At 65.3% G+C, this 19,307-nt stretch carries 17 protein-coding genes and 2 pseudogenes; 12 read left to right on the top strand and 7 right to left on the bottom strand.

Going from position 1 to position 19,307, the window contains the following annotated elements:
- Positions 1–27: 27 nt before the first annotated feature.
- Together D7W81_RS19850 and D7W81_RS19845 are read left to right on the top strand one after the other, a co-directional pair.
- On the top strand, positions 28–2,022 hold the full coding sequence (locus tag D7W81_RS19850) for a serine/threonine-protein kinase (RefSeq protein WP_120556950.1): 1,995 nt from the start codon (positions 28–30) through the stop codon (positions 2,020–2,022).
- A 443-nt stretch (positions 2,023–2,465) separates the two neighbouring features.
- Complete coding sequence (locus D7W81_RS19845; protein WP_120556949.1) at positions 2,466–4,322, top strand: DUF262 domain-containing protein; 1,857 nt, start codon at positions 2,466–2,468, stop codon at positions 4,320–4,322.
- Positions 4,323–4,985: 663 nt separating this feature from the next.
- Here the strand turns inward: D7W81_RS19845 and D7W81_RS19835 are convergent.
- Complete coding sequence (locus D7W81_RS19835; RefSeq protein ID WP_158621637.1) at positions 4,986–5,990, bottom strand: IS630 family transposase; 1,005 nt, start codon at positions 5,988–5,990, stop codon at positions 4,986–4,988.
- 257 nt (positions 5,991–6,247) lie between these two features.
- On the opposite strand from D7W81_RS19835, the gene D7W81_RS19830 reads away from it, so the two are divergent.
- From D7W81_RS19830 to D7W81_RS44600, 5 genes and pseudogenes are all read left to right on the top strand, one after another.
- A complete protein-coding gene (locus D7W81_RS19830) occupies positions 6,248–6,655 on the top strand; it encodes a hypothetical protein (RefSeq protein WP_120556947.1) in 408 nt (135 codons plus the stop codon).
- 164 nt (positions 6,656–6,819) lie between these two features.
- Positions 6,820–7,497 carry a hypothetical protein gene (locus D7W81_RS19825; RefSeq protein WP_120556946.1) on the top strand — a complete coding sequence of 226 codons (678 nt, stop codon included), beginning with the start codon at positions 6,820–6,822 and terminating at the stop codon, positions 7,495–7,497.
- A gap of 57 nt (positions 7,498–7,554) precedes the next feature.
- Positions 7,555–8,016 carry a helix-turn-helix domain-containing protein gene (locus D7W81_RS19820; RefSeq protein WP_120556945.1) on the top strand — a complete coding sequence of 154 codons (462 nt, stop codon included), beginning with the start codon at positions 7,555–7,557 and terminating at the stop codon, positions 8,014–8,016.
- Positions 8,017–8,038: 22 nt separating this feature from the next.
- Entirely contained in the window at positions 8,039–8,518 is a 480-nt protein-coding gene (locus tag D7W81_RS19815; protein ID WP_244227305.1) for an IS630 family transposase, read from the top strand.
- A gap of 12 nt (positions 8,519–8,530) precedes the next feature.
- Positions 8,531–8,773: pseudogene (locus D7W81_RS44600) on the top strand (MotA/TolQ/ExbB proton channel family protein); the annotation flags it as partial.
- Here D7W81_RS44600 and D7W81_RS19805 read toward each other — a convergent pair.
- On the bottom strand, positions 8,724–10,172 hold the full coding sequence (locus D7W81_RS19805) for an FAD-dependent oxidoreductase (RefSeq protein ID WP_120556943.1): 1,449 nt from the start codon (positions 10,170–10,172) through the stop codon (positions 8,724–8,726). The pseudogene D7W81_RS44600 and the gene D7W81_RS19805 overlap by 50 nt on opposite strands.
- A gap of 231 nt (positions 10,173–10,403) precedes the next feature.
- Positions 10,404–11,861 (bottom strand): winged helix-turn-helix transcriptional regulator, encoded by a 1,458-nt coding sequence (locus D7W81_RS43545; protein WP_244227303.1) that lies wholly within the window; start codon positions 11,859–11,861, stop codon positions 10,404–10,406.
- 88 nt (positions 11,862–11,949) lie between these two features.
- Here D7W81_RS43545 and D7W81_RS19795 point away from each other — a divergent pair, with 88 nt between their 5' ends.
- The 3 genes from D7W81_RS19795 to D7W81_RS19785 all read left to right on the top strand — a co-directional run bounded on the left by D7W81_RS19795 (position 11,950) and on the right by D7W81_RS19785 (position 13,928).
- Entirely contained in the window at positions 11,950–12,507 is a 558-nt protein-coding gene (locus D7W81_RS19795; RefSeq protein ID WP_120556942.1) for a dihydrofolate reductase family protein, read from the top strand.
- Positions 12,508–12,955: 448 nt separating this feature from the next.
- The gene (locus D7W81_RS19790; protein ID WP_120556941.1) at positions 12,956–13,246 is read left to right on the top strand and encodes a hypothetical protein; all 291 of its coding nucleotides are present in this window, start codon (positions 12,956–12,958) and stop codon (positions 13,244–13,246) included.
- A 121-nt stretch (positions 13,247–13,367) separates the two neighbouring features.
- The gene (locus D7W81_RS19785) at positions 13,368–13,928 is read left to right on the top strand and encodes a DUF1993 domain-containing protein (RefSeq protein ID WP_120556940.1); all 561 of its coding nucleotides are present in this window, start codon (positions 13,368–13,370) and stop codon (positions 13,926–13,928) included.
- A 274-nt stretch (positions 13,929–14,202) separates the two neighbouring features.
- Here D7W81_RS19785 and D7W81_RS19780 read toward each other — a convergent pair whose 3' ends face one another.
- The 3 genes and pseudogenes from D7W81_RS19780 to D7W81_RS43540 all read right to left on the bottom strand — a co-directional run.
- On the bottom strand, positions 14,203–15,105 hold the full coding sequence (locus D7W81_RS19780; protein WP_208721378.1) for an RNA polymerase sigma-70 factor: 903 nt from the start codon (positions 15,103–15,105) through the stop codon (positions 14,203–14,205).
- Positions 15,102–15,698 carry a carboxymuconolactone decarboxylase family protein gene (locus D7W81_RS19775; RefSeq protein WP_147445556.1) on the bottom strand — a complete coding sequence of 199 codons (597 nt, stop codon included), beginning with the start codon at positions 15,696–15,698 and terminating at the stop codon, positions 15,102–15,104. Before D7W81_RS19775 ends, D7W81_RS19780 begins: the two co-directional genes overlap by 4 nt.
- 78 nt (positions 15,699–15,776) lie before the next feature.
- Positions 15,777–15,875: pseudogene (locus D7W81_RS43540) on the bottom strand (SdpI family protein); the annotation flags it as partial.
- Positions 15,876–16,077: 202 nt separating this feature from the next.
- Here D7W81_RS43540 and D7W81_RS19770 point away from each other — a divergent pair.
- Both D7W81_RS19770 and D7W81_RS19765 read left to right on the top strand, forming a co-directional pair.
- A complete protein-coding gene (locus D7W81_RS19770; RefSeq protein ID WP_120556938.1) occupies positions 16,078–16,851 on the top strand; it encodes a DNA/RNA non-specific endonuclease in 774 nt (257 codons plus the stop codon).
- Between the two features lie 120 nt (positions 16,852–16,971).
- Complete coding sequence (locus D7W81_RS19765; protein WP_120556937.1) at positions 16,972–18,273, top strand: trypsin-like serine peptidase; 1,302 nt, start codon at positions 16,972–16,974, stop codon at positions 18,271–18,273.
- A 126-nt stretch (positions 18,274–18,399) separates the two neighbouring features.
- Here the strand turns inward: D7W81_RS19765 and D7W81_RS19760 are convergent.
- Positions 18,400–19,307: nitrilase-related carbon-nitrogen hydrolase (locus tag D7W81_RS19760; protein ID WP_279637822.1), on the bottom strand; the 908-nt coding region annotated here is incomplete at its 5' end.

The raw sequence follows: 19,307 nt of genomic DNA, 5'->3' as shown, positions 1-19,307 counted from the left end.
TGGGAAGGGCACTAGCATGCCGTTCCCATGAGTTCGCCTCGCTATCAATCACTCGGCCCCCTCCTTGCTGGAGAGGGCTCGCGTGCCTTCCTCGGCCTGTCGCTGGAGGAAGGCGCCACGCCCCGCCCCGTCGTTCTCATCTGGGCACCGCCCGAGATTGCCCAGAACCCGGAGCTGGTGGGACGGCTGGAGCGCGAGACGAACCGCGCCATCGTCTTCGAGCATCCGAACATCCTGCGCGTGCACGGCCTGGAGAAGCTGGACGGCGGCCTGGCGCGAGTCACGGAGTTCGCGGACGGCGAGCCCCTGCGGCGCGTGCTGGAAGCCAACCCGCGCATGTCGCCCGCGTTCGCGTCGCTGGTGGTGGCGGACGCGGCCATGGGGCTGCACTACGCGCACGTGGCGGGCAACGACGACGGTTCGCCGCTGGTGCACGGAGACATCCGGCCCGAGACGCTGATGGTGTCCTTCAGCGGCTTCACGAAGGTGACGGGCTACGGCGCGCTGTCCGTGGCGCCGCGCGAGCGCGGTGGCAAGCGCGTGAAGAACCGGCGCGCGTACACCTCCCCGGAGCAGCTGCTGGGTGGGCGTGAAGCGGTCAACGTGCAGTCGGACGTGTTCCTGCTGGGGCTCACGCTGCACGAGTGCCTCACGGGGAAGATGCCGTTCAAGGAGTCGGCGGATCCGGACAAGGCGGTGCTCAACCGCGCCCTGCCCCCGATGCCGGCGGACGTGCCGCTGAAGCTGGATGCGGTGGTGCGCCGCGCGACGACGAAGCGCGCGCTGGAGCGCTACCCGTCGGCGCTCGCGTTCCGCGAGGCGCTGGTGGAGGCCATCGGGAAGCTGCCGGAGCATGAGGAGTTCGCGGCGCACCTGGCGAAGCTGTTCCCGCCGGAGAGCGAAGCGCGCGCGGCGCGGCGGGCGACGATTGAGAAGGGCATCGCGGAGGCGCTGTCGAAGGCAGGCATGCCCGCTCCGCAGATCGCGGAGCTCATCGCGCAGGGCGTGGGACTCGCGGAGCCCGTGAAGAGCAAGGTGCCGGAGTTCGTTTCGGCGGAGGGCAACAAGCCCGCCCCCGTGCAGCCCGTGGCCACCTCGCCGCAGGCTTCCAGCTCCACGCAGGCTCCGGACGCGCAGGCCTCCGCGCCCGTGCAGGCCGCGTCCTCCGCTGTCGCGCAGAGCACGCCGCAGGCCCCGACGTCCGCGCACGTCGCGCAGAGCGCTGCCGCGAGCACCGCGAGCCCGGCCAAGGGTCAGGGCCCTCACGGCGCCACGGCGCAGACCGTGACGCCCTCCCCTGCTCCCACGACGTCGACGGAGACGCGGCCCACGGGCCCCATCTTCGGCGGCGCGGCGAGTCCCGCTGTGGCGCAGACCGTTGCGACGCAGAAGCCTTCACGCTCCTGGGTGCCATTCGTGGTGGGTGGTCTCGTGCTGACGCTCGGCGCGGGCGCGGTGATCGTCCAGCGTCAGCTCCAGGGCACGATGACGGTGGAGACGTTCGACGCGGGCCTGCCCATCGTGGTGGCCGAGCCCTTCGACGCGGGCATCGAGGACGCGGGCGTGGAGGACGCCGGTGTGGACGCGGGCCCGACGATGGGCATCCTGGACCTCACGGTGGATCCGCGCGTGGAGGTCACGCTCAACAACGCGCTCTTGGGCCGCACGCCGCTGTCCGCGTCGCTGCCGCCGGGCAAGCACCTGCTCACCTTCACCAACGGCGCGCTGGGTATCTCGGTGTCGCGCACCGTGACGGTGGCGCCCACGGGCCGCTCCGCCTACCAGTTCTTCCTCAACAAGGCCTTCATCAACGTGCGAGGCCCCGCCGGAGCCAACGTCACCATCGACGGCAAGCCTGCGGGCACGGTGCCGGTGGAAGAGCTGGACGTCTACGAGGGCTACCACCGCCTCAACGTCACCGTGGGCCCGTCGCACTGGCAGAAGACCTTCACCATCGAGCCCGGCCAGCGCGTCAACTTCGACGTGGACTTCCAGGAGCCCCAGGAGGCCGTGGAGGAATAGCCGCCGGGCTTATTAAGACCAAGCTCATTAAAATTCTTCACCTGCTGCTCGACGAGCAGCAGCGCCGGGGCCGAGATATGGGCCCGGTGAAGAGTGGACGTTGCGGTGCACTCGCACCCGACTGAACGCTCTCATCGGGCTTGCTGCAAGGCATTTCCGGTTGGGACTGCCTTTGCAGATCACGAGCCATCCACCTTGACCTGATGCACCTGAACGAGGTGGTCCCAGACCTCCTAGAGGCCTAGGTCTTGAACACAGCAAGTCAGACTTCGCCCCCGCAACCCGTGGAAGTGTCAAGCCTGCTGCTAGCAAGCAATGTGGTCGAGCCCGACCTACACACCAAGTGCGCCAGCAGTTGCCTCAATCTTCTTCAGGCCACTGGATGCAAAGCAGTGTAAATTTCATCTCCATATTCGGAAGCACTACAACTCAATGAGGCCACCGTGAGCGACATCAACGTAGCAATCAAGCCCATCAAGACTTGTTTTCAAAGTCGATACACACTCCCAACATTCCAACGCGACTACAAATGGGAGTCAAAACACTTCATTGAATTATTGAGCGACATTCAAGGCGCCTTCCTGGAATCGTACGATCCGACTCACGGCCGTAAAGAGGTTGCCTCTTACCGTAGCTATTTTTTAGGCTCCATAATCACTTCTGCTGAAAAGGGCGGTCAAAAGCCCATCGTAGATGGTCAACAGCGACTCACATCCATCTTCATCCTGCTAGCCTACCTTAAGCGATACTGCCATGACAGCAAGATTAGCAATGTTGAGGATCTGACCACGCTTCTTCAACGCACAAGTTACGGAACAATTGACTACACCATTGGATTTTCGGACTCAAGACGAAGCATTTTTCGAGAATACCTAAATCAAGACCAATCCGCTTCTGCCGCCATGGAGAATATCGACTCTCTCCCAAGCCTGGACAGCGGAGACCAAAAGGTAATCGAAGCGCTAAAGTCCGTCGACAAAGAAATTCATTCAACCGTAAAGCGTCATGTCGAGTTCTTTATCGACTATCTTATTGAGAAGGTTGAGTTGATTGAAATCTCCGTAGCTAGTGAGAACGACGCCCATCGAGTCTTTGTCACCATGAACGATCGTGGGCTCCGCCTGGGGCCAATCGATCTTCTGAAAGGCCACATACTGTCAAAGGTGACAGATTCAGAGGTCAATCAAAAATGCCATGAACTATGGGTGAAGACAGTCAACGACCTACGACGACTGGGCGCAGAAGAGGACTCATTGTTTTTTCGCGACATGTTTCGTGCGCGATGGTCCAACACTATTCGCGGGAAGAAAAAAGGAGATGCACCAGGCGATTTTGATTACATTGGAGATTCATACCATCGCTGGTTTGTCGAAAATGCCAATAATCTTGGGATTATAACATCCGACGACTACGCGAGATTCTCAAGAGACGAGATCACTAAGTACGCCGGCATCTACGCTGCAATCCGGCATGCAGAGGACTCTTTTGACTCGACATACGAGCACATATTCTACAACTCCACTCACAAATACTCACTGCAGGCAATGGTGCTCCTGGCCCCAGTCAAGCCCAACGACACCAACACCGAGTGGCAAAACAAGCTGCAAATTACATCTAGATTTCTGGACCTAATTCTCACATCGCGTTCAATCGAAGGAAAGGAGAACAATTACGACAACCTTCGAGACATCTCTTACGGCATCACAAAAAGCATCAGAGGGTTGGATTACAGCTCTGTATTGGCCTACGTGCGCGGCGAGTGGGACTCACACCTACAGGCTGTGCGCCTGATTGGAAACTTGAGCTATGCCAAATCTGAGCGCTCCGATATCCTGCATATTCTATCTAGAATCGCAGACTTCCTTGAGAAAAACATTCAACTGACGAACTCAGTTGGCTTTGACGTGTACGTACAGCGAGATCGCGGCGCAAGAACATTTGATATCGAGCACCTACTCTGCACAACCGCACAAGACGTGACGCAAATGGGCTTCAGTACTCAGGCTGAGTACAACGAACTCCGCAATCGACTGGGGGCCCTTGTTTTGTTGCCCAGATCAAGAAATCGCTCCCTGCAAGACAAATCCTACACAGACAAGCTCTCCGCATACTCAACAGAGAACGTCCTAGCACAAAGCCTGTGTGCGGGATTTTATCAAAACAATCCCAATGTAAATGTCTTCACGGCGAGTCACCCCAACATAAAGCTTCGCGCCATGCCATCATTCTCAAAGGCAGAAATTGAGGAGAGGGTAGAACTGTATCGTGCGGCGGCTTTAGAAATCTGGAAGAAGCCGTAGGCAATCTGTCCCTGCTCTCAATTCGAAATGGAGAGCACCTCCTCCAGCCCGGCACCGAGTTTGGCAACCTCGAGACCCAGCATCTGACGCACTGAGGTCTGTCAGTGCGTCAGGCCGGGAGTCCTCTCGGTTCGAGGATGATGCCGTACCGGAAGCGCGGCTTGAGTGTGTCACCCGACGTGCCATTTCCGCCTGCGGCAGGTACCCCTCTCGCAGGAGTCGTCCCGCACAAGCCGCCGCTCCTCCAGTTGCTGGGCCGTCAAGTATTTAAGCCGCCGCACCATTTTCGCATTCGCTTTCTCTTCGCAGTGCTGCGCGGGCGCAGTAGCAAGCGTGTGAAGAACCGCCGCGCGCACACGTCCTGGAGGAGTTGCTGGGCGGGCGTGAGGCGGTCTGCGTGTAGTCGGACGTGGTCCTCCTGCGGCTCATGCTGCACGAGTGCCTCATAAGGAAAGTACAGTTCAAAGAGTCAGCGGATCCGGACAAGGCGGTGCTCAACCACGCCCTGCCCCCAAAGCCGGCGGACATGCCGCCGAAGGCAAGCCTGCGAGCACGGCCCCCTTAGTCCTATGACCGGGTGAAGTCTGTGGGCTGGTAATGGAACTTCGCCCGGGCCTTCGGCACGGTGAATTGCCAGCGAATCCGGACTCGCTGGCGGTTGGCCTACTTCTGCCATGCCTGCGTTTCGCAGCGGAGCTTGTCGAGCGTGGGGATGCGTCGGCTCCCCAAACACTGCCGGGAGAGAAGGGAAATCTCCACCTCCGCCTGATTGAGCCAACTGCCGTGGATGGGCGTGTAGTGCGGAGTGAATCGACGCCAGAGCCGACGCCCTGCACGTGCCCCGTACCGTACCTCCAACGCATGGCGGCTGTGGGTACTGAGATTGTCCAGCACCAAGTGAATGGTGTTCGCCTCCGGGTGCCTCTTGGCGATGTCCTGGAGGGCTTCGGCAAACGCCGGACTCTTTCTATTGGCTGTGGCCTTCACGAAATGCCATCCCGCCTTGGGCTCCACCGCGCAGAAGAGATTGGCCGTTCCACAGCGGAAGTATGCGTAGTCCCGACGTGCCTCACGCCCAGCGCATGCGGGTGATGCTGGACGTACCCACTCCAGCAGCTGCACGGGCCGCTCATCGAAGCAAACAGCGGGTTCAGTTGGACACAGATGTCGCTGGTACAGTTCCAGCACGTCTTCCATTCGCTCGGCGTACTGGGCGTCCAGCTTTGGCACGCACCACATTTTTTCCCGCCACGGTTTCAAGTCATGGCGCAGGAGGAGTTCGCGCACGGTTTCGCGCCCAACCTTCGGAACCAGGCCCCGGCGCACCGCTTCCTGCGTAATGAGGCGGACCGTCCAGCGGGCATGCCCTTCGGGCGGCAGTGCACACACCATGGCGACCACCTCGCTGGCCTGCTTCTCCGTGAGACGCCGCGAGGCCCCGGGACGCGGTTTCTCATGGAGCGCTGCGCTGAATCCCTCCTCCCGGTAGCGTCTTCGGACGGTGCGCACCGTGGTCTCTGTGACACCCGCCGCCTCGGCCACGCCCACGACCGTCCAGCCCGCCGCTAGTAGTTGCAGCACCCGGGCTCGCCGCAACACCCGCACCGACTCGCGTTCTTGGTGCGTCAGCGCCTCCAGCGCTGCGCTGTCCGCCTGCTTCAGCTTCAACCCTTGGCTTCTCGTGTGCGCACTCACACCCGGAGCAACAGCGGAAGCCCGCCCGTTAATCTCCACTCGGCCAAAGGATAAGTGGAGTGTCCACGAAGTGATTGGACATAGTCGCTGAGAGACCGATGCCCTGCGGTCGGCTCAGGACACGGCCCGCTGTTGGCCCAGTCCGCTCCAACCGGCACGGTATTGCACGGACGACGTGAGGCAGCCATCCTGTGGCCTGCGACCGAATGGGCTAAAGGAGATGGGTAGACGTGAAACACGATTTCAAGACCAAAGGCGGGCGAGACGTCCTGATCGACATCAGCGATGGCGACTACACTGCGACCGTTTATACGGTCCCTGAGGGTGACAGGATCGGTGCTCTGGAATTCCGTGTAATTGAGAGAGACGAACGCTCACCGAATACTCTGTACTTGAGTCGCGCGTACCTGGACGGCCTAGGCGGCTCCTTCGTGCACCAGGGCATTGGCCGCCAGTGCTTGGTGCTCGTCGCCCGGGAAAGCGGCATGCAGATCTATGCAAGCGACGACGATGGTCTGGGCAGCAAGGAAGACGGTAGTCATCTTACAGGAGACGCGCCAGGGTTCGTCGCCAGGATGCGAGAAGAGCGGGTGCTCGGCGGTGGCGAAAACCCCGATCTCGACGATGATTTCGACTAGTGAGTGTCCACGAAGTGATTGGGCATGGTCACGGAGGGACCGATGCCCTGCGGTCGGCTCCGCGAGATGGCAGCACTTCGTGACTATGTCTACGCACTTCGTGGACACTCCACTAGCCGCGCCCTGCCCGCATCCTTCGTTCCGCCCCACATGGAGGCCCCCCGATGCCGTTCGTCGCTCGCTTGAAAGGACGTTCTGAGCTGTTCCTCCTGGCGGAGCCCGGTCTTCTTGAGGGCGCGGCGAACACCGCATTTAACCCGGCCGGGCGCTGTCTAGAGATCGCCTACGAGCGGTTCGCCGCGGAGTTGGAGGAGGAGATCGAGCTCGACTCCGGGGACCTCACCGCTGAGCAGCGCGCGGCCTTCACGGAGTACTGGCAGGAAATGGAGGCGAAGGCACGGCGACGTCAGACCGCCGAGGTGTTGCAGGCGCATGCCTCGAAGCACCCTGTTCGATACGACGCAGAACGCAGAGGCGGCGTATTCCTGCGCGAGGACACCTACCCGTGGGCTGATGCAATCGCCCGGCTAGACGAGTGGCTGAGGCACGCGGCCGACGAGGACGTCATCGGCGACATCGGAACCTACGCCAGGAAGGCGTGGATCAAGACGAGCCTACCGGGCCGCGATGGCGAGCTGATTGGGCTCCAGATCAACGCAGACACGCGGGCGGAGCCCGTCGCCCGGTTCCTCGCATTCGTCGATGGGTGCGGAGGATATGCCTCCGTGCGTGCGGAGCGCACAGGTCGTGAGATCATCTTCTGGTCGGCCGACGGAACCGAGCATTTCGGTTCCACGGACTTCTATTGCTATGAGCGGCCACTCACGCGCTGCGAGAGGTGATTCCGGCTAACCCAGGGCTCGTTTGACGCGATCGTCGAGGCTTGATCTTCTCCGGGGATGAGCGAAGGACATCCCACCCCGGAGAAGCTGCGACGGGCCATCGTGCGGGCCTTCCACGACGAGGGCTTGTCGTATGCGCAGATTGCGCACCTGCTGGGAATTGGCGAGGCGACGGTCAGCCGCGTCCTGCGGCTGTACCGGGAAACAGGGGACGTCGTGCCACGGCCCAAAGGCGGCGGCAGGTTCTCTCCCATCCGGGGCAAGGTGGCCACCGAGATCAAGCGGCTGGTGGCGCAGAAGCCGGACGCGACGGTGCGTAAGCTGATGGCCGAGTTGACGGCCCGCTCGGGCATCGTCACCAGCCGTCCCGCCATGCAAAGGGCTCTGCATAGACTGGGCTTCTCACACAAAAAAGTCCCTCACCGCCTGCGAGCGCGACGCGCCGCAAAACCTCTGGCGCAGGCGTGTCCTCGCTGCGCTCCTGAGCGTCGTGGACGTGCGGCGGCTCGTCTTCCTTGACGAGTCCTTCTGCAATACCGCTATGGCACGCGAGTACTGCTGGGCGCCGGTGGGGCAACGTGCCCGAGGCGTGCGCCCTGGGGGGCGCTGGACGACCCTGACCCTCGTGGGAGCCATCCGCGTGGGCTCCCGGCCCAAGTTGATGACTCACCGAGGAGCCATCAATGGCCGCTTCTTCGTGCGCTTCGTCCGCCAGCGGCTTTGCCCCTGGCTCCATCCAGGCGACGTCGTGCTGATGGATAACCTGGGTGCTCACAAAGTGGCCGGTGTGCGCCAAGCGGTCGAAGCCGTTGGTGCCTGCGTGGTGTACCTGCCCACCTATAGCCCCGACTTCAATCCCTTCGAGCTGTGGTGGGCGGACTTGAAGTGGCAGCTTCGTCGCCTTGCGCCTCGGGCCATTAAGGACCTGGCACGGATGGTGAGGCAGTTATGCGCGGCCACTCCACTCGCAAAGCTCGCGGCTTGGTTTCGCCACTGCCTCTACTTCCTTCAACTCAACTGATCCCGGCGTTAGGTACAGAGCCTCAAGCGCGGCCGGAGCCAGCTGGCCACCGTGGCCTCTACCGCGCCCTTCTTGGGCCTGCTGGGCACCACCAGGGGCATCGTCACCGCCTTCCAGCAGATGGCCGAAGCCAGTTCGGGAGGCATTGGAACCCTCCTCGTCGCCATTCCCGCGGTGATCACCTCAAGGGCCCGGGCCGCGGCGGCTACCCCGTGGACTTCTGGACCGGGACAGGGCTTGGACGCGGGGGCGTGAGCGGGGGAGGCCGTGTCTCGGTATTCGCCAGCCGCTCGAGAGGGCGGAGGAGCGACATGACGCCATGGCCCAACACGGGCAAGGCCACGGAGGGCTGGAGAACCGCCTCCAGCCCCGCGTGCAGGTGCAGTATCCGGTAGAACTGGCGATGGACGTGTGCGTCGGTCGACGTGCGCTCCATCAGCCGCAGGAGGTACCAGTGCAGCAAGCCCAGCCCGAAGGGCCGCTTCCCGGCGGCCTGCGGGTACAGCAGGTCCATGCCCGTGCCCAACAGCCACGGGAGCCGGATGACTTCAGGCAGCCGCTCGCGGAAGCGCTGCGCCAGGCCCGACAGCGCGCCTCGTTCGGCTTGCTCGCGAAGGCAGGTGTCCAGCAGTTCGGCGCCAAGCCCCGCCACCGACATGCCTTGCCCGTAGAGGGGGTTGAAGGCACACGCGGCGTCTCCCAGGATGACCAGCCCCTCGGGAAAGCGGGGCAGCTTCTCGTAGTGCCGCCACCGGCAGTCCTTCACCTTGTGCTGGGAGATGGGCCCTATCGGCGTGGCCTCTTTCAAATAGTCGTACAGGTCCGGACGCGTCAGTGAGCGCGCGTACTCGAGGAACCCCGCGTACTCGGTGGGCGCGTGCTCCCCGAAGTAGCCATTGAGGGTGACGAGCCACCGGCCTCCCTCCACGTGTGAGATGAAACCCGCGCGCCAGGCCTTGGGAGGACTTGGATAGAGGAAGAGCGCCTTCCATTCCTTCTGGAAGTGGGGCGGCGGCTCGTGCAGGCACGTCGTGTAGGAAAGGTCCACGATGACCTGCTCTTCCTCCGGGCGCGCGTAGCCGATGGCTTCCAACCACTGAGGCATCCGCGAGCCCCGGCCACTGGCATCCACGACGAGGTCCGCCTCCCACGACTCCTCGCCCTGGGGTGTCTTGACCCGGACGCCCGTGATGCGCCCCGTGCCCTTCTCGTCGCAGATGAGCCCTTCGATGGAGCAGCCCTCGCGCACCGCGACATTGGGCCGCGCCTTCACCCGGCGCAGGACGTTCCACTCGAGCAGGGGCCGGGTGCACAGCAGCCCGGGGATACCGCTGGTGCGGCGCAGCTTCCACACCCCGAAGTGGTGCCAGGCGAGGTCTCCACTCGAGTCGATGAACTCGCCGCCCTGGACCTGGAGCTGCTCGAACAGGTCCGGGAAGTACTTGTCGAGGATGCGCCGGCCCGTGTCCAACAGCACGTGGATGTGCGGCCCTTGCGGAACACCCTTGCGCGCGGCGGGCCCCTCCACCCGGACATCCCGCTCCACCAGCGTCACCTTGTCGAAGTGGTCCGCGAGCACCCGCGCGCTCAGGAGCCCCGCCATGCTGCCGCCGATGACCACGGCGCTTCCGAATCTGCGTCCAGGGGTTTCCAAGTCCCAAGCCTCCAAGGTTTCATGTCGTGGCGCTGCGGGTCAGAGGGGTCCGCCTTCTCCAGAGCCGCTCGCCCCCGCCGAGGAGATTGCATCTCACCGGTCTGACATGCCCTCTCGGACCCGGGGCTCGAAAGCAGGTGAAGATGCCGGAGGGACTGGACAGGCTGGAGCGGGAGATGCCCCGGCTCCGCCCCCGCTTGAGGGAGCAAGTGACGGTCGAGCGCAGGCGCCTCAGAACTCCGCGACGAACGCCAGCTCGCAGCCCCGCTCGCGACACGAGAACACGTGCAGCGCCCCGTCGAGGAACTGCCCGCCCTCGTAGTCGAGCAGGTGCAGCATCTCGCCGTGCACGCAGCTCGGCGTCGCGTCGGCCTGGTCCCAGCGCGCCACGCCGCCGAGGCGAGCTCCGCCCCAGCGCGCGCCGCCGCGCTGCTGCGCGAGCCAGTCGTCGTACTCCTCGCCGACCACCTCGAGCTGATCCGGCTCGAAGCCCTCGGGGAACGGCCCGTCGAGAGCGGGCGCATCGAAGCCGAAGAGGGCGCTCGACGCGGTCTCCGGCGTGACCTCCGAGCGAAAGCGGTACCAGCTCGCCGGTGGTAGCTCGGTGGCCGGGGAGGCCGGCGTCACCCGCTGACTCTCGCTCCGCCAGCCACTCGACGCCGATTGCCACGCCTCGGGGCCGGTCACGCGGTGCCTCGGCTCCACCAGGCGCACGTACGCGACGCGCGGATCGCTGTTCTTCGAGACGCCGCAGTGAAAGCAGAAGAGCGCGGCGAGGCCGCGGCCGCCGGGGAGGAAGTCCACGAGCACGGCCGGCGCGATCTGGACGCACATCTCCAGCGGGCGATCGCAGACGCCGCAGCTCGGCCAGCGCGGCTCGTCGAGCCAGGCGACGGAGCCGTGCGCGAAGCAATCACCGGGGCTGGGATTGAAGCTCTCAGGCTTCAGGTAATGCGGCACCTTCAAATCGACGCAGGTTGGCGCGGTCTCGTGGAGCGCGCGGCGCCAGGGCGCGAACAGCGGGTGCTCAGGGAGCTCGGGGCGAGGCGCCTTGCGCGCGCAGGGCACGCAGGTCTCGGCGGCGTCGCTCCAGCGCGGGTGCTCGCGCACGAAGGTCGGCCATGGGGTCGTCTTCTGCGCGCGGCTCGGCTCGGCCCTGGACTCCTCGGTGTCCGCGGGCGCGACAACGAGCGGCGTCACCAGCACCGCCTTGGGCACGCCCTTGTAGCCCGGCGCGGTGCCGTGCACCTCGACCCGGGTGCCGACCGAGGGGTTCACGGCGAAGCCCTTGAGCGCGGTGCCGCCGAAGCGCACCCGCCCGCCTTCGTCGAGCTCGATCCACCCAAGGGCGTCGATGGGATTGAGTTCGACGATCGTCCCTTTTTGCCCGCTCATCGCGCGGAACGCTAACACGCCCGCCTCAGCGGCTCTGCACCGTGAAATCGCGCCCTTCCCCGCGATCGTGCTCCGGCCAGCGGAAGGTGAAGAGGACGTCCTTGCAACCCTCGCAGCGCACCCGCGCGAAGCCGTGCGCCAGCACTCCGCACTCCACTCCGCCCCGGCGAGCAGCTCCCGGAAGCGCCGACGACCGCCGAACATGATGTCGCGGACGACGATGAGGCTCCATTTGTCGCCCGGCGCCTCGAGCGTGAGGTTGATGGGGCAGCCAGAGCGGTGCGGGTCGGTCATGCCGGGGCGAATTCTCGTCTTGCACGGCAAGCCTACCACTTGTAACTTGCAACTGGTTTTAACCCTACCACCAGCATGGAGGAGCCACATGGGGCTCTTGACCTTCGCACTCAACGTGACCTTGGACGGGTGCTGCGACCACCGCGAGGGGATCGCGGACGACGAGCTGCACGACCACTTCACGCAGCTCATGGACGCCGCCGGAGCGATGCTGTGGGGGCGCGTTACTTACGAAATGATGGAGAGCGCCTGGCCGGCGGTCGCGCGCGACGAGAAGGCGCCGCAGGCGATGCGGGAATGGGCGCGGAAGCTGGACGCCAAGCCGAAGTACGTCGTGTCGTCGTCGCGCCGCGACTTCCCGTGGAACAACACCGTCCGCCTCACGGGGGATCTGCACGAGGCCGTGGCGCAGCTCAAGGAGAAGACCCCGAGCGGCATCCTCGTGGGCAGCCCCACGCTCGGGGCCGCGCTAGAGCGGCTGGGACTCATCGACGAGTATCGCATCGTCCTCCACCCGGTTCTCGCCGGCCACGGGCCGACTCTGTTCCAGGGCCTCGCGTCCCCGCGGCGCCTCGAGCTCCTCTCCACGAAGCGCTTCGCGTCCGGCGCGATAGCGATGCATCACCGCCGTGCCGAGGCCAGGTAGAGATGCGCTCCTGCGGCGGAGCGGTCACGGGCCGCGAGGCTGCTGGAAGCTGACCTCGAAGTGACCAATTTCAGTGCCGGAGAAGCAGTCCTGTTGTCCGCACTTGTGTCAGGTGCCATGACGATGGCCGGCGTCATGGTCGACATACGCTCACGCTTCGTCTGCCGCGATGCGGACGGTTCGGCCGGCAGTGACGATGGTTTCCCCTCCACCTGATGGCGGACCAAGGTGGGGCTTCACCAACGGCGTCTTCTCGTCGTTGAAATCAGACCACCACCCATTGGTAGCGTCCGAGCCGTTCCTTGTCCTGTCATGTCCGCCAACGCCGGGAACCGGGACTGGACACCTGACGTGAGCAGGCGCCGGCGCACATTACGCGGAAGTACGTATTTACCTCGAAGCACAATCCCCTGAGACTGACGCAGCAGTCCACCGAAGGGAGCTGTCCATGCGTACCGTGCTCAAGTCGCTGCTCGCCTCCGCCTCTCTCTTGGCCCTCGTGCCGCTGCCGGCCGCCGCAGTGAAGTGCCAGGTCGCCTGTAGCTGCACGACGCCCTGCGACTTCCGTTGTACCGTCGGCGCCTCCACCATCACCTGCGGCGACGAGCAACTCTGCATCGACTACTGCCGCGCCCCCAGCGAACAGCAGGCCTCCGTGAGCGAGGAGATGGAGGCGTCCGGCGACACGGCACCCGTCTGCGAGGAACCGCAGGCGTCCGAGTCCACCGCCGAGAGCTGAGCGCGCCCGAAACTCAACCCGGACATGGCCGTGAGGGATTGCGCAATCCCTCACTCCGCCTGGAGCTGGTTTCCCGGGGTCAGCTGTATTCCGTCAAGGCGGACCTGCCCGAAAGGACGCCATGTCTTTGAATGCCTACGATTTTTCTGCGGGCGTGTTCGTCCGCGGATTGACCAACTTGAAAGCGCAGTTGAAGAAGGCCGAAGACCATGCCGCTGCCAGTGGCAGGGGTGAAGCGGCGTTGCTGGATGCGCGACTCGCCACGGAAGAGCTCGTGCGTGGCGCTGCGGGTGGCTCGCCGGCTGACCTGCACATGTACACGCTCGCCGCTCAAGTCCACTGGGCCGCGGAGGGAGCCAGGTTGGCGATCGCGCAGTTGCTGGGTGCGCCATCGGTGCCGGCCGCGAACGATGCAAGGAGCTTTGCGGATCTGCACCAGCGCCTCGATGCGACGATCGCGTATCTCCGAGAGATCGCGCATGGCGACCTCGAAGCCGGCTTCGATCGAGAGATCGTGATCGAGCACCGCCGTGGTTCGATGCGCTCCAAAGGCAGCCAGTTCCTGATCGCATTCGCGATCCCCCATTTCTTCTATCACGTGAGCACCGCCTACGGCATCTTGCGCAACCAAGGCGTGCAACTCACCATGGGCGACTTCTTGGGCAACTGGGGGACAAGTTGAGCTGAAGGGCGGCTGTGGAGGTGGCCGCCCCCCCGAGTCTCCGATGCGCGCGTAGAGCGTGGACACCCGTGCCACCGGAGCACGGAGTGCCATCGTCGAAAACCGGGCCCGAGCACGTGCCCGTGGAGGGATTGCACGTGCCCTCCGCATGGCAGGTATCGCTCGCACCACAGACAATGGGTTCCGCGCCCGTGCAGGTGCCCGACTGGCATGAGTCGCTCCGGGTGCAGGCCTTGCCGTCATCCACCCCGGGGACCCGCTCCCCAGACTCCCGCTACCGGCTCAGCGGCACCTGCTCGTCGAGCCGGCCCATCTTGTGCGGGTTGCGCATGGCATAGATCCGGGTGACCCGGCCGCTCTCGACGACGATGCTGATCGCTGTGTCGAAATCGCCGGCGGCATCAACCCGGAGCGCGGGCGCACCGTTGATCCATACCGTCGAGATGCGGGCGCCAGGCGCGCGTGTGGAGAAGCTGGACAGAAGCCTGGCCACGCGGTCGCCGCCAACAATCGGGTTCCGGACCGCCGCCGCCACGCCGCCGCCGTCGGCGACCAGCACCACGTCCGGGGCGAGCACCTGGAGCAGGCCCTGCAGGTCACCGGAGTTGACCGCGGCCAGGAAGCGCGCCAGGACAGCCTGCTGCTCCGCCCGGCCGACCTGCATCCGGGGCCGACGTGCCGCGACGTGCTCTCGCGCCCGGTGGGCAATCTGCCGGACGGCGGCGGGCGTCTTGTCGAGCACCGGGGCGATCTCGTCGTACGGCATGTCGAAGACCTCCCCGAGCACGAACACCACCCGCTCGGCGGGGGTGAGGGTCTCCAGCACCGTGAGCATCGCGATCGAGACGCTCTCCGCGAGCTCGGCGTCCTCGGCGACGTTGGGGCTGGTCAGCAGCGGCTCGGGCAGCCACTCGCCAATGTAATCCTCCTTGCGGCGGGCGAGCGTGCGCAGCCGGTTGAGCGCCTGCCGGGTGATGATCCGGACCAGGTAGAGGCGCGGGTCGCGCACCTCGGCCCGGCCTGCGTCACCCATGTCCGCCCACCGCAGCCAGGCCTCCTGCACGACGTCCTCGGCGTCGGCCGCGGAGCCGAGCATCTCGTACGCGACCGTGAAGAGCAGGCTGCGGTGGGTGGCGAAGAGGTCCTCCGGAGACGGCGGGCGCATGGAGGCCGTCATGACGCGGTCGCCTCCCCCAGCCGCGCGCCCGGCGGGGCCATCGGCTTGAGCCCGCACGAGGCGGCGAAGCCCTCCGACTCGATGCCCAGGGCGGTGTTGGAGCGGGTCGTCAGGTTGGCGAAGCCAATCACGGTGGTGAGCTCGATGAGCGCCGCGGCACCGAGTTGCCTCATCAGGCTCGCGACCCTCTCGTCGGTCACAGTGGGGGGCGTCTGGCTCATCGCCTCTGCATACTCCAGCACCTCCCGTTCAAGCGGGGTGAACACGCCTGACACCCGCCACCGCGGGATCTCCCGCGCCTTGTCCACGTCCAACCCATGGTTGTGGGCCATGAAATAGTTGAAGTCGAGGCAGAACGAGCAGCCCACCAGCGAAGCCACCGCCATGTGCGCATATGACTTCAGGCCCTCGTCGCACTGGTCCCACTTCTGGAGCTTCTGCCCGAAGCCCATGCTGGCTTTGAGCACCGGCAGGTGGTGCCACATCACCCCCAGTGACCTGGGAACCTGGCCGAACGTCCTCCTGGCGAACATCTTCACCACTGCACCGTAAAGTCCGGTGAGCTCCTTCGGGGGAATCCTGGTCGAGGTCATGTCTTCTCCGGGTGTCAGCATCGGTTCGTTCGACCTGAAGACACCGGTCCCCAGCGGGATGTGACATCCTCCCAGGCGACGTGTGCGCAGCCAGACCTCGTCGCTCGCGAGCGTCCAGGGCGTCCGGATTCCACAGAAGAAGTTCTTCGTAAAGGTCTGGCTGGAAATCAAACGCACACAGGAGCCCTTCGCTACAGGCAGCGCGCTGTCTGGCTAAAACCGGTGTCCTCGGGTTGGTCATTGCCGTCCAGCCCACGCGTTCGCGGCTGAAACAGACTGCTGCAGGACTGTTGTAGAAATCTTACAAAGCGCCTACCGCCTTTCTTTCGTCTTTTCTTGGTTTCTTGGTAATCAAGGCCGCCAAAAAGGAGCCGGAAGAATGCGCACCCTGAACAAGCTCTCAGTCGCGGTGGTGTTGGGTCTGTTGCTCGGCGGTTGCGGCGTCACGGACCTGGGCGGAGAAGACGTCACCTCTCAGCTCGAGCAGGACTTCGGTGGTCCGAGCGGCCTCATGGACTTCTTCGAGAGCCACACGGAGGAGGAGATCCGGCAGGCGCTGACGCCCTACGGCGTCGGGTACGTCGCCCACGGGGACGTCACCGCGGCCTTGATCAGCGACTGCCCGAAGCTCTTCCCGTCGACTGACCGGAACAAGTGGCACAGCTTCGACGGCGAGTTCTACTTCATCGACAGCGTGGGCCGGCCGAACCGGGCGTACAAGGATCTGCCGCGGATCACCGCCGCGCCGCGCGTCGACTCCTGTCAGACGAACGTGGGCCAGTGGGGAGACGCGGAGAACCCCAGCAACGACTACGACGGAGGACACCTCATCGGCTCACAGCTCGGGGGCTGGGGAGGGCGGGCGAACCTGGTGCCTCAGGATGCCAACTTCAACCGTGGCAACTGGTTGCAGCTCGAGAACGCGATGGCCAGGTGCGGGAGCCTGCCCAGCGGCCGGTTGCGCTACTCCATCGGAGCGAACTACCCGAACTCCACCGCGCTCATCCCCAACAACCTGACGATGCAGATCTCCAACCAGTCCACGGGGAGCGCCGTGTCCATGTCCTTCTCCAACACGGACGGCGGCGGGACGAACGGCACGACCGAGCGGACCCGCGGCGTGAACTGGCTGTCGAGCCAGGGGTGTAACTGAGCCGCCGCTCACCCCTGTCGGGATTTCCTGCTCCACCACCAATCCTGGTTAATGAAACTTTGCGGAGAGCGCATGGTTGGGGCGAGCATGCGTTCCTCACCCTCAAGGAGCGTTCAGCACATGCGAATCCACCGGACTTCCGGCCGTAGGACGTTGCTCGGCACGCTGCTGTGTACCCTTTCCCTCGTGGCCTGTGGTCCGGCGCCCGAGACCGAGCCCACCGACAACGCTCCCCTGGGCACGGAGAAGCAGCCTGTCGTCTACGGGACTGACAACCGCACGGATGTGTACGCGCACGCGAACGCCACGCTGCGCGCCCGCGCTCAGCAGTCCACCGTCGCGCTGATGAACCCTTCGGACTTCAACGCGACCAACCCCAACAGCGTCACCTTCAACGCGTCCACGCTGCGCTCCGCGAACAACCTCTGCACCTCCGAGCGCTTCCTGGACGACCTGACCCCGGCCTTCTGCTCCGGCACGCTCATCGACGATGACCTGGTGCTCACGGCGGGCCACTGCATCACCAGCGCGTCGGCCTGCACCAGCACGCGCTTCGTCTTCAACTTCTACCGCACCGCCGCCGGCACGATGCAGACGGTGACGACCGCGGACATCTTCTCCTGCCAGGCGATTGTCGCGCGCCAGCAGGCCACGGTGGGCGGTCGCAACCTGGACTTCGCCGTCGTCCGGCTGGACCGGCCGGCCACCCCGCGCTTCACGCCCGCCCCCATTCGCGCGGGCAACGCCGCGCTGCCCGTGGGCACCAACGTGACGGTCATCGGCTCGGGCAGCGGCATCCCCTTCAAGATCGACTCGGGAGGCAAGGTGCGTGACGCGCGCGCGGGCACGCTGGACTACTTCGTGGGCACCACGGACACGTTCGGCGGCAACTCGGGCTCGGGCGTGTACGAGAACAACGGCTACACGGTGGCCGGCATCCTGGTGCGCGGCGAGACCGACTACAAGACCAACGGGAGCTGCAACGTCGTCAACACCTGCACGGAGACGGGCTGCCGCGGCGAGGACATCACCTACGTCCGGCCGGCCATCGACGAGTACTGCGGCGTGGCGACCAGCACGCGCCTGTGCGCGGGCTACCCGCCGCCCCCGACGCCGGTGACGTTCACCTTCACCGCCACCAACACCAACAGCGCCAACCAGAACACCGTCAACCACAACGTCACCCTGGCCGCCGGGCAGACCCTCAAGTTCGGCACCTGCACGGTGCCGGGCGCCTCCGGCACGGGTGACACGTACCTGCGCCTGTACAACGGAGCCACCCAGGTGGTCTCGAACGACGACGCCTGCGGCACGCTGTCCTACGCGAGCTTCAAGGCCACGACGGCGGGCACCTACCAGCTCCGCGCCGGCTGCTACAGCAGCGGGAGCTGCAGCGGCACGGTGGCGTACACCGTCCAGTAGTCCCTGAAGGACCGAAGCGGGCGGTGGCGTCCGTCACCGCCCGCGCCGGGCTCCTTCACTCCAGCAGCACGATGGGCGAATCGTCGCAGGTCCGCCCCGCCTGGTCCCCGAACCAGGGACTGTGCTTCAGGGCGCGACCCGCGCTTCCGTGGCCTTCCCGGGGTTTCGTCGCCGCGCGACCAGCCCCTGGACGGAGGCCCCGAGCACCCAGCCCAGCGCGACCAGCCCGGAGAGCAGCCCCACCGAGTCTCCGATGCGCGCGTAGAGCGTGGACACCCGGCCCACCGGCAGCTCCGCGCGCAGCACCCGCTCCTGCGCCGTGAAGTGGTCCAGTTCGCCATACACGCGTCCATAGCCGTCCACCGCCACGGACAGCCCCTGGTTCACCTGCCGCACCATGCTGAAGCCCTGCTCCACCGCGCGGAACACCGCCTGCCGCGTGTGCAGCGGGCTGATGCCCTCCCAGTCGCTCGACGGCAGCAGGAGCAGCTCGAGCCCTTGCTCCGCGGTGCTGGCGAACACTCCCGGGAAGTCTCCGTCGAAGCAGATGGCGCCCCCCAGGACTCCCACGCCGGGAGCCTGGCTCACCGCCGGCGCCGCGCTGCCTGGGATGGAGTGCTCCGCCTCCCACCCCGGCACCGGCCGGGACTTCACGTAGCGCCACGCCACCGCGCCATCCGGCCCCACCAGGATGAGCTCGTTGCGCAGCATCCGCTCCACCTCGGGCGTGAAGCTCGCCACCGACATGCCGAGCCACACGCCCCGCTCACGCGCCAGCGCGCTCCCCCGGGCGATGAGCGCGTCCAGCTCCCCGGTCAGCACCACCGCGTTCCCCTCGGACCAGAGGAGGAGCTTCGCCCCGTTCGCGGCCTCCCGCTCCGACAGGCGCAGCAGCTCCTCGTTCACCGCGCGCGAGGCCTCGGCGAAGGCGCGCCAGTCCTCATCGCCGAAGACCTCGCCCTTCATGAGCCGGGACACCCCCGCCTCGCGCCCCGTGGCCACGGCCCCCGCCACGGTGATGCCCGCCACCCGGA

It is taken from the genome of Corallococcus aberystwythensis, assembly GCF_003612165.1.
GTDB lineage: Bacteria > Myxococcota > Myxococcia > Myxococcales > Myxococcaceae > Corallococcus > Corallococcus aberystwythensis.
The sequence above is the reverse complement of the archived record's forward strand: the minus strand, read 5'-3'. Positions and strand labels throughout refer to the sequence as shown.

Bases quoted from the DNA above. Each gene is read 5' to 3' on its own strand.
- D7W81_RS19825 (WP_120556946.1), top strand. From the start codon at position 6,820: ATGCCGTTCGTCGCTCGCTTGAAAGGACGTTCTGAGCTGTTCCTCCTG.
- D7W81_RS19850 (WP_120556950.1), top strand. From the start codon at position 28: ATGAGTTCGCCTCGCTATCAATCACTCGGCCCCCTCCTTGCTGGAGAG.
- D7W81_RS19820 (WP_120556945.1), top strand. From the start codon at position 7,555: ATGAGCGAAGGACATCCCACCCCGGAGAAGCTGCGACGGGCCATCGTG.
- D7W81_RS19775 (WP_147445556.1), bottom strand. From the start codon at position 15,698: ATGACCTCGACCAGGATTCCCCCGAAGGAGCTCACCGGACTTTACGGT.
- D7W81_RS19780 (WP_208721378.1), bottom strand. From the start codon at position 15,105: ATGACGGCCTCCATGCGCCCGCCGTCTCCGGAGGACCTCTTCGCCACC.
- D7W81_RS19815 (WP_244227305.1), top strand. From the start codon at position 8,039: ATGGCACGCGAGTACTGCTGGGCGCCGGTGGGGCAACGTGCCCGAGGC.
- D7W81_RS19785 (WP_120556940.1), top strand. From the start codon at position 13,368: ATGTCTTTGAATGCCTACGATTTTTCTGCGGGCGTGTTCGTCCGCGGA.
- D7W81_RS19770 (WP_120556938.1), top strand. From the start codon at position 16,078: ATGCGCACCCTGAACAAGCTCTCAGTCGCGGTGGTGTTGGGTCTGTTG.
- D7W81_RS19795 (WP_120556942.1), top strand. From the start codon at position 11,950: ATGGGGCTCTTGACCTTCGCACTCAACGTGACCTTGGACGGGTGCTGC.
- D7W81_RS19765 (WP_120556937.1), top strand. From the start codon at position 16,972: ATGCGAATCCACCGGACTTCCGGCCGTAGGACGTTGCTCGGCACGCTG.
- D7W81_RS43545 (WP_244227303.1), bottom strand. From the start codon at position 11,861: ATGACCGACCCGCACCGCTCTGGCTGCCCCATCAACCTCACGCTCGAG.
- D7W81_RS19790 (WP_120556941.1), top strand. From the start codon at position 12,956: ATGCGTACCGTGCTCAAGTCGCTGCTCGCCTCCGCCTCTCTCTTGGCC.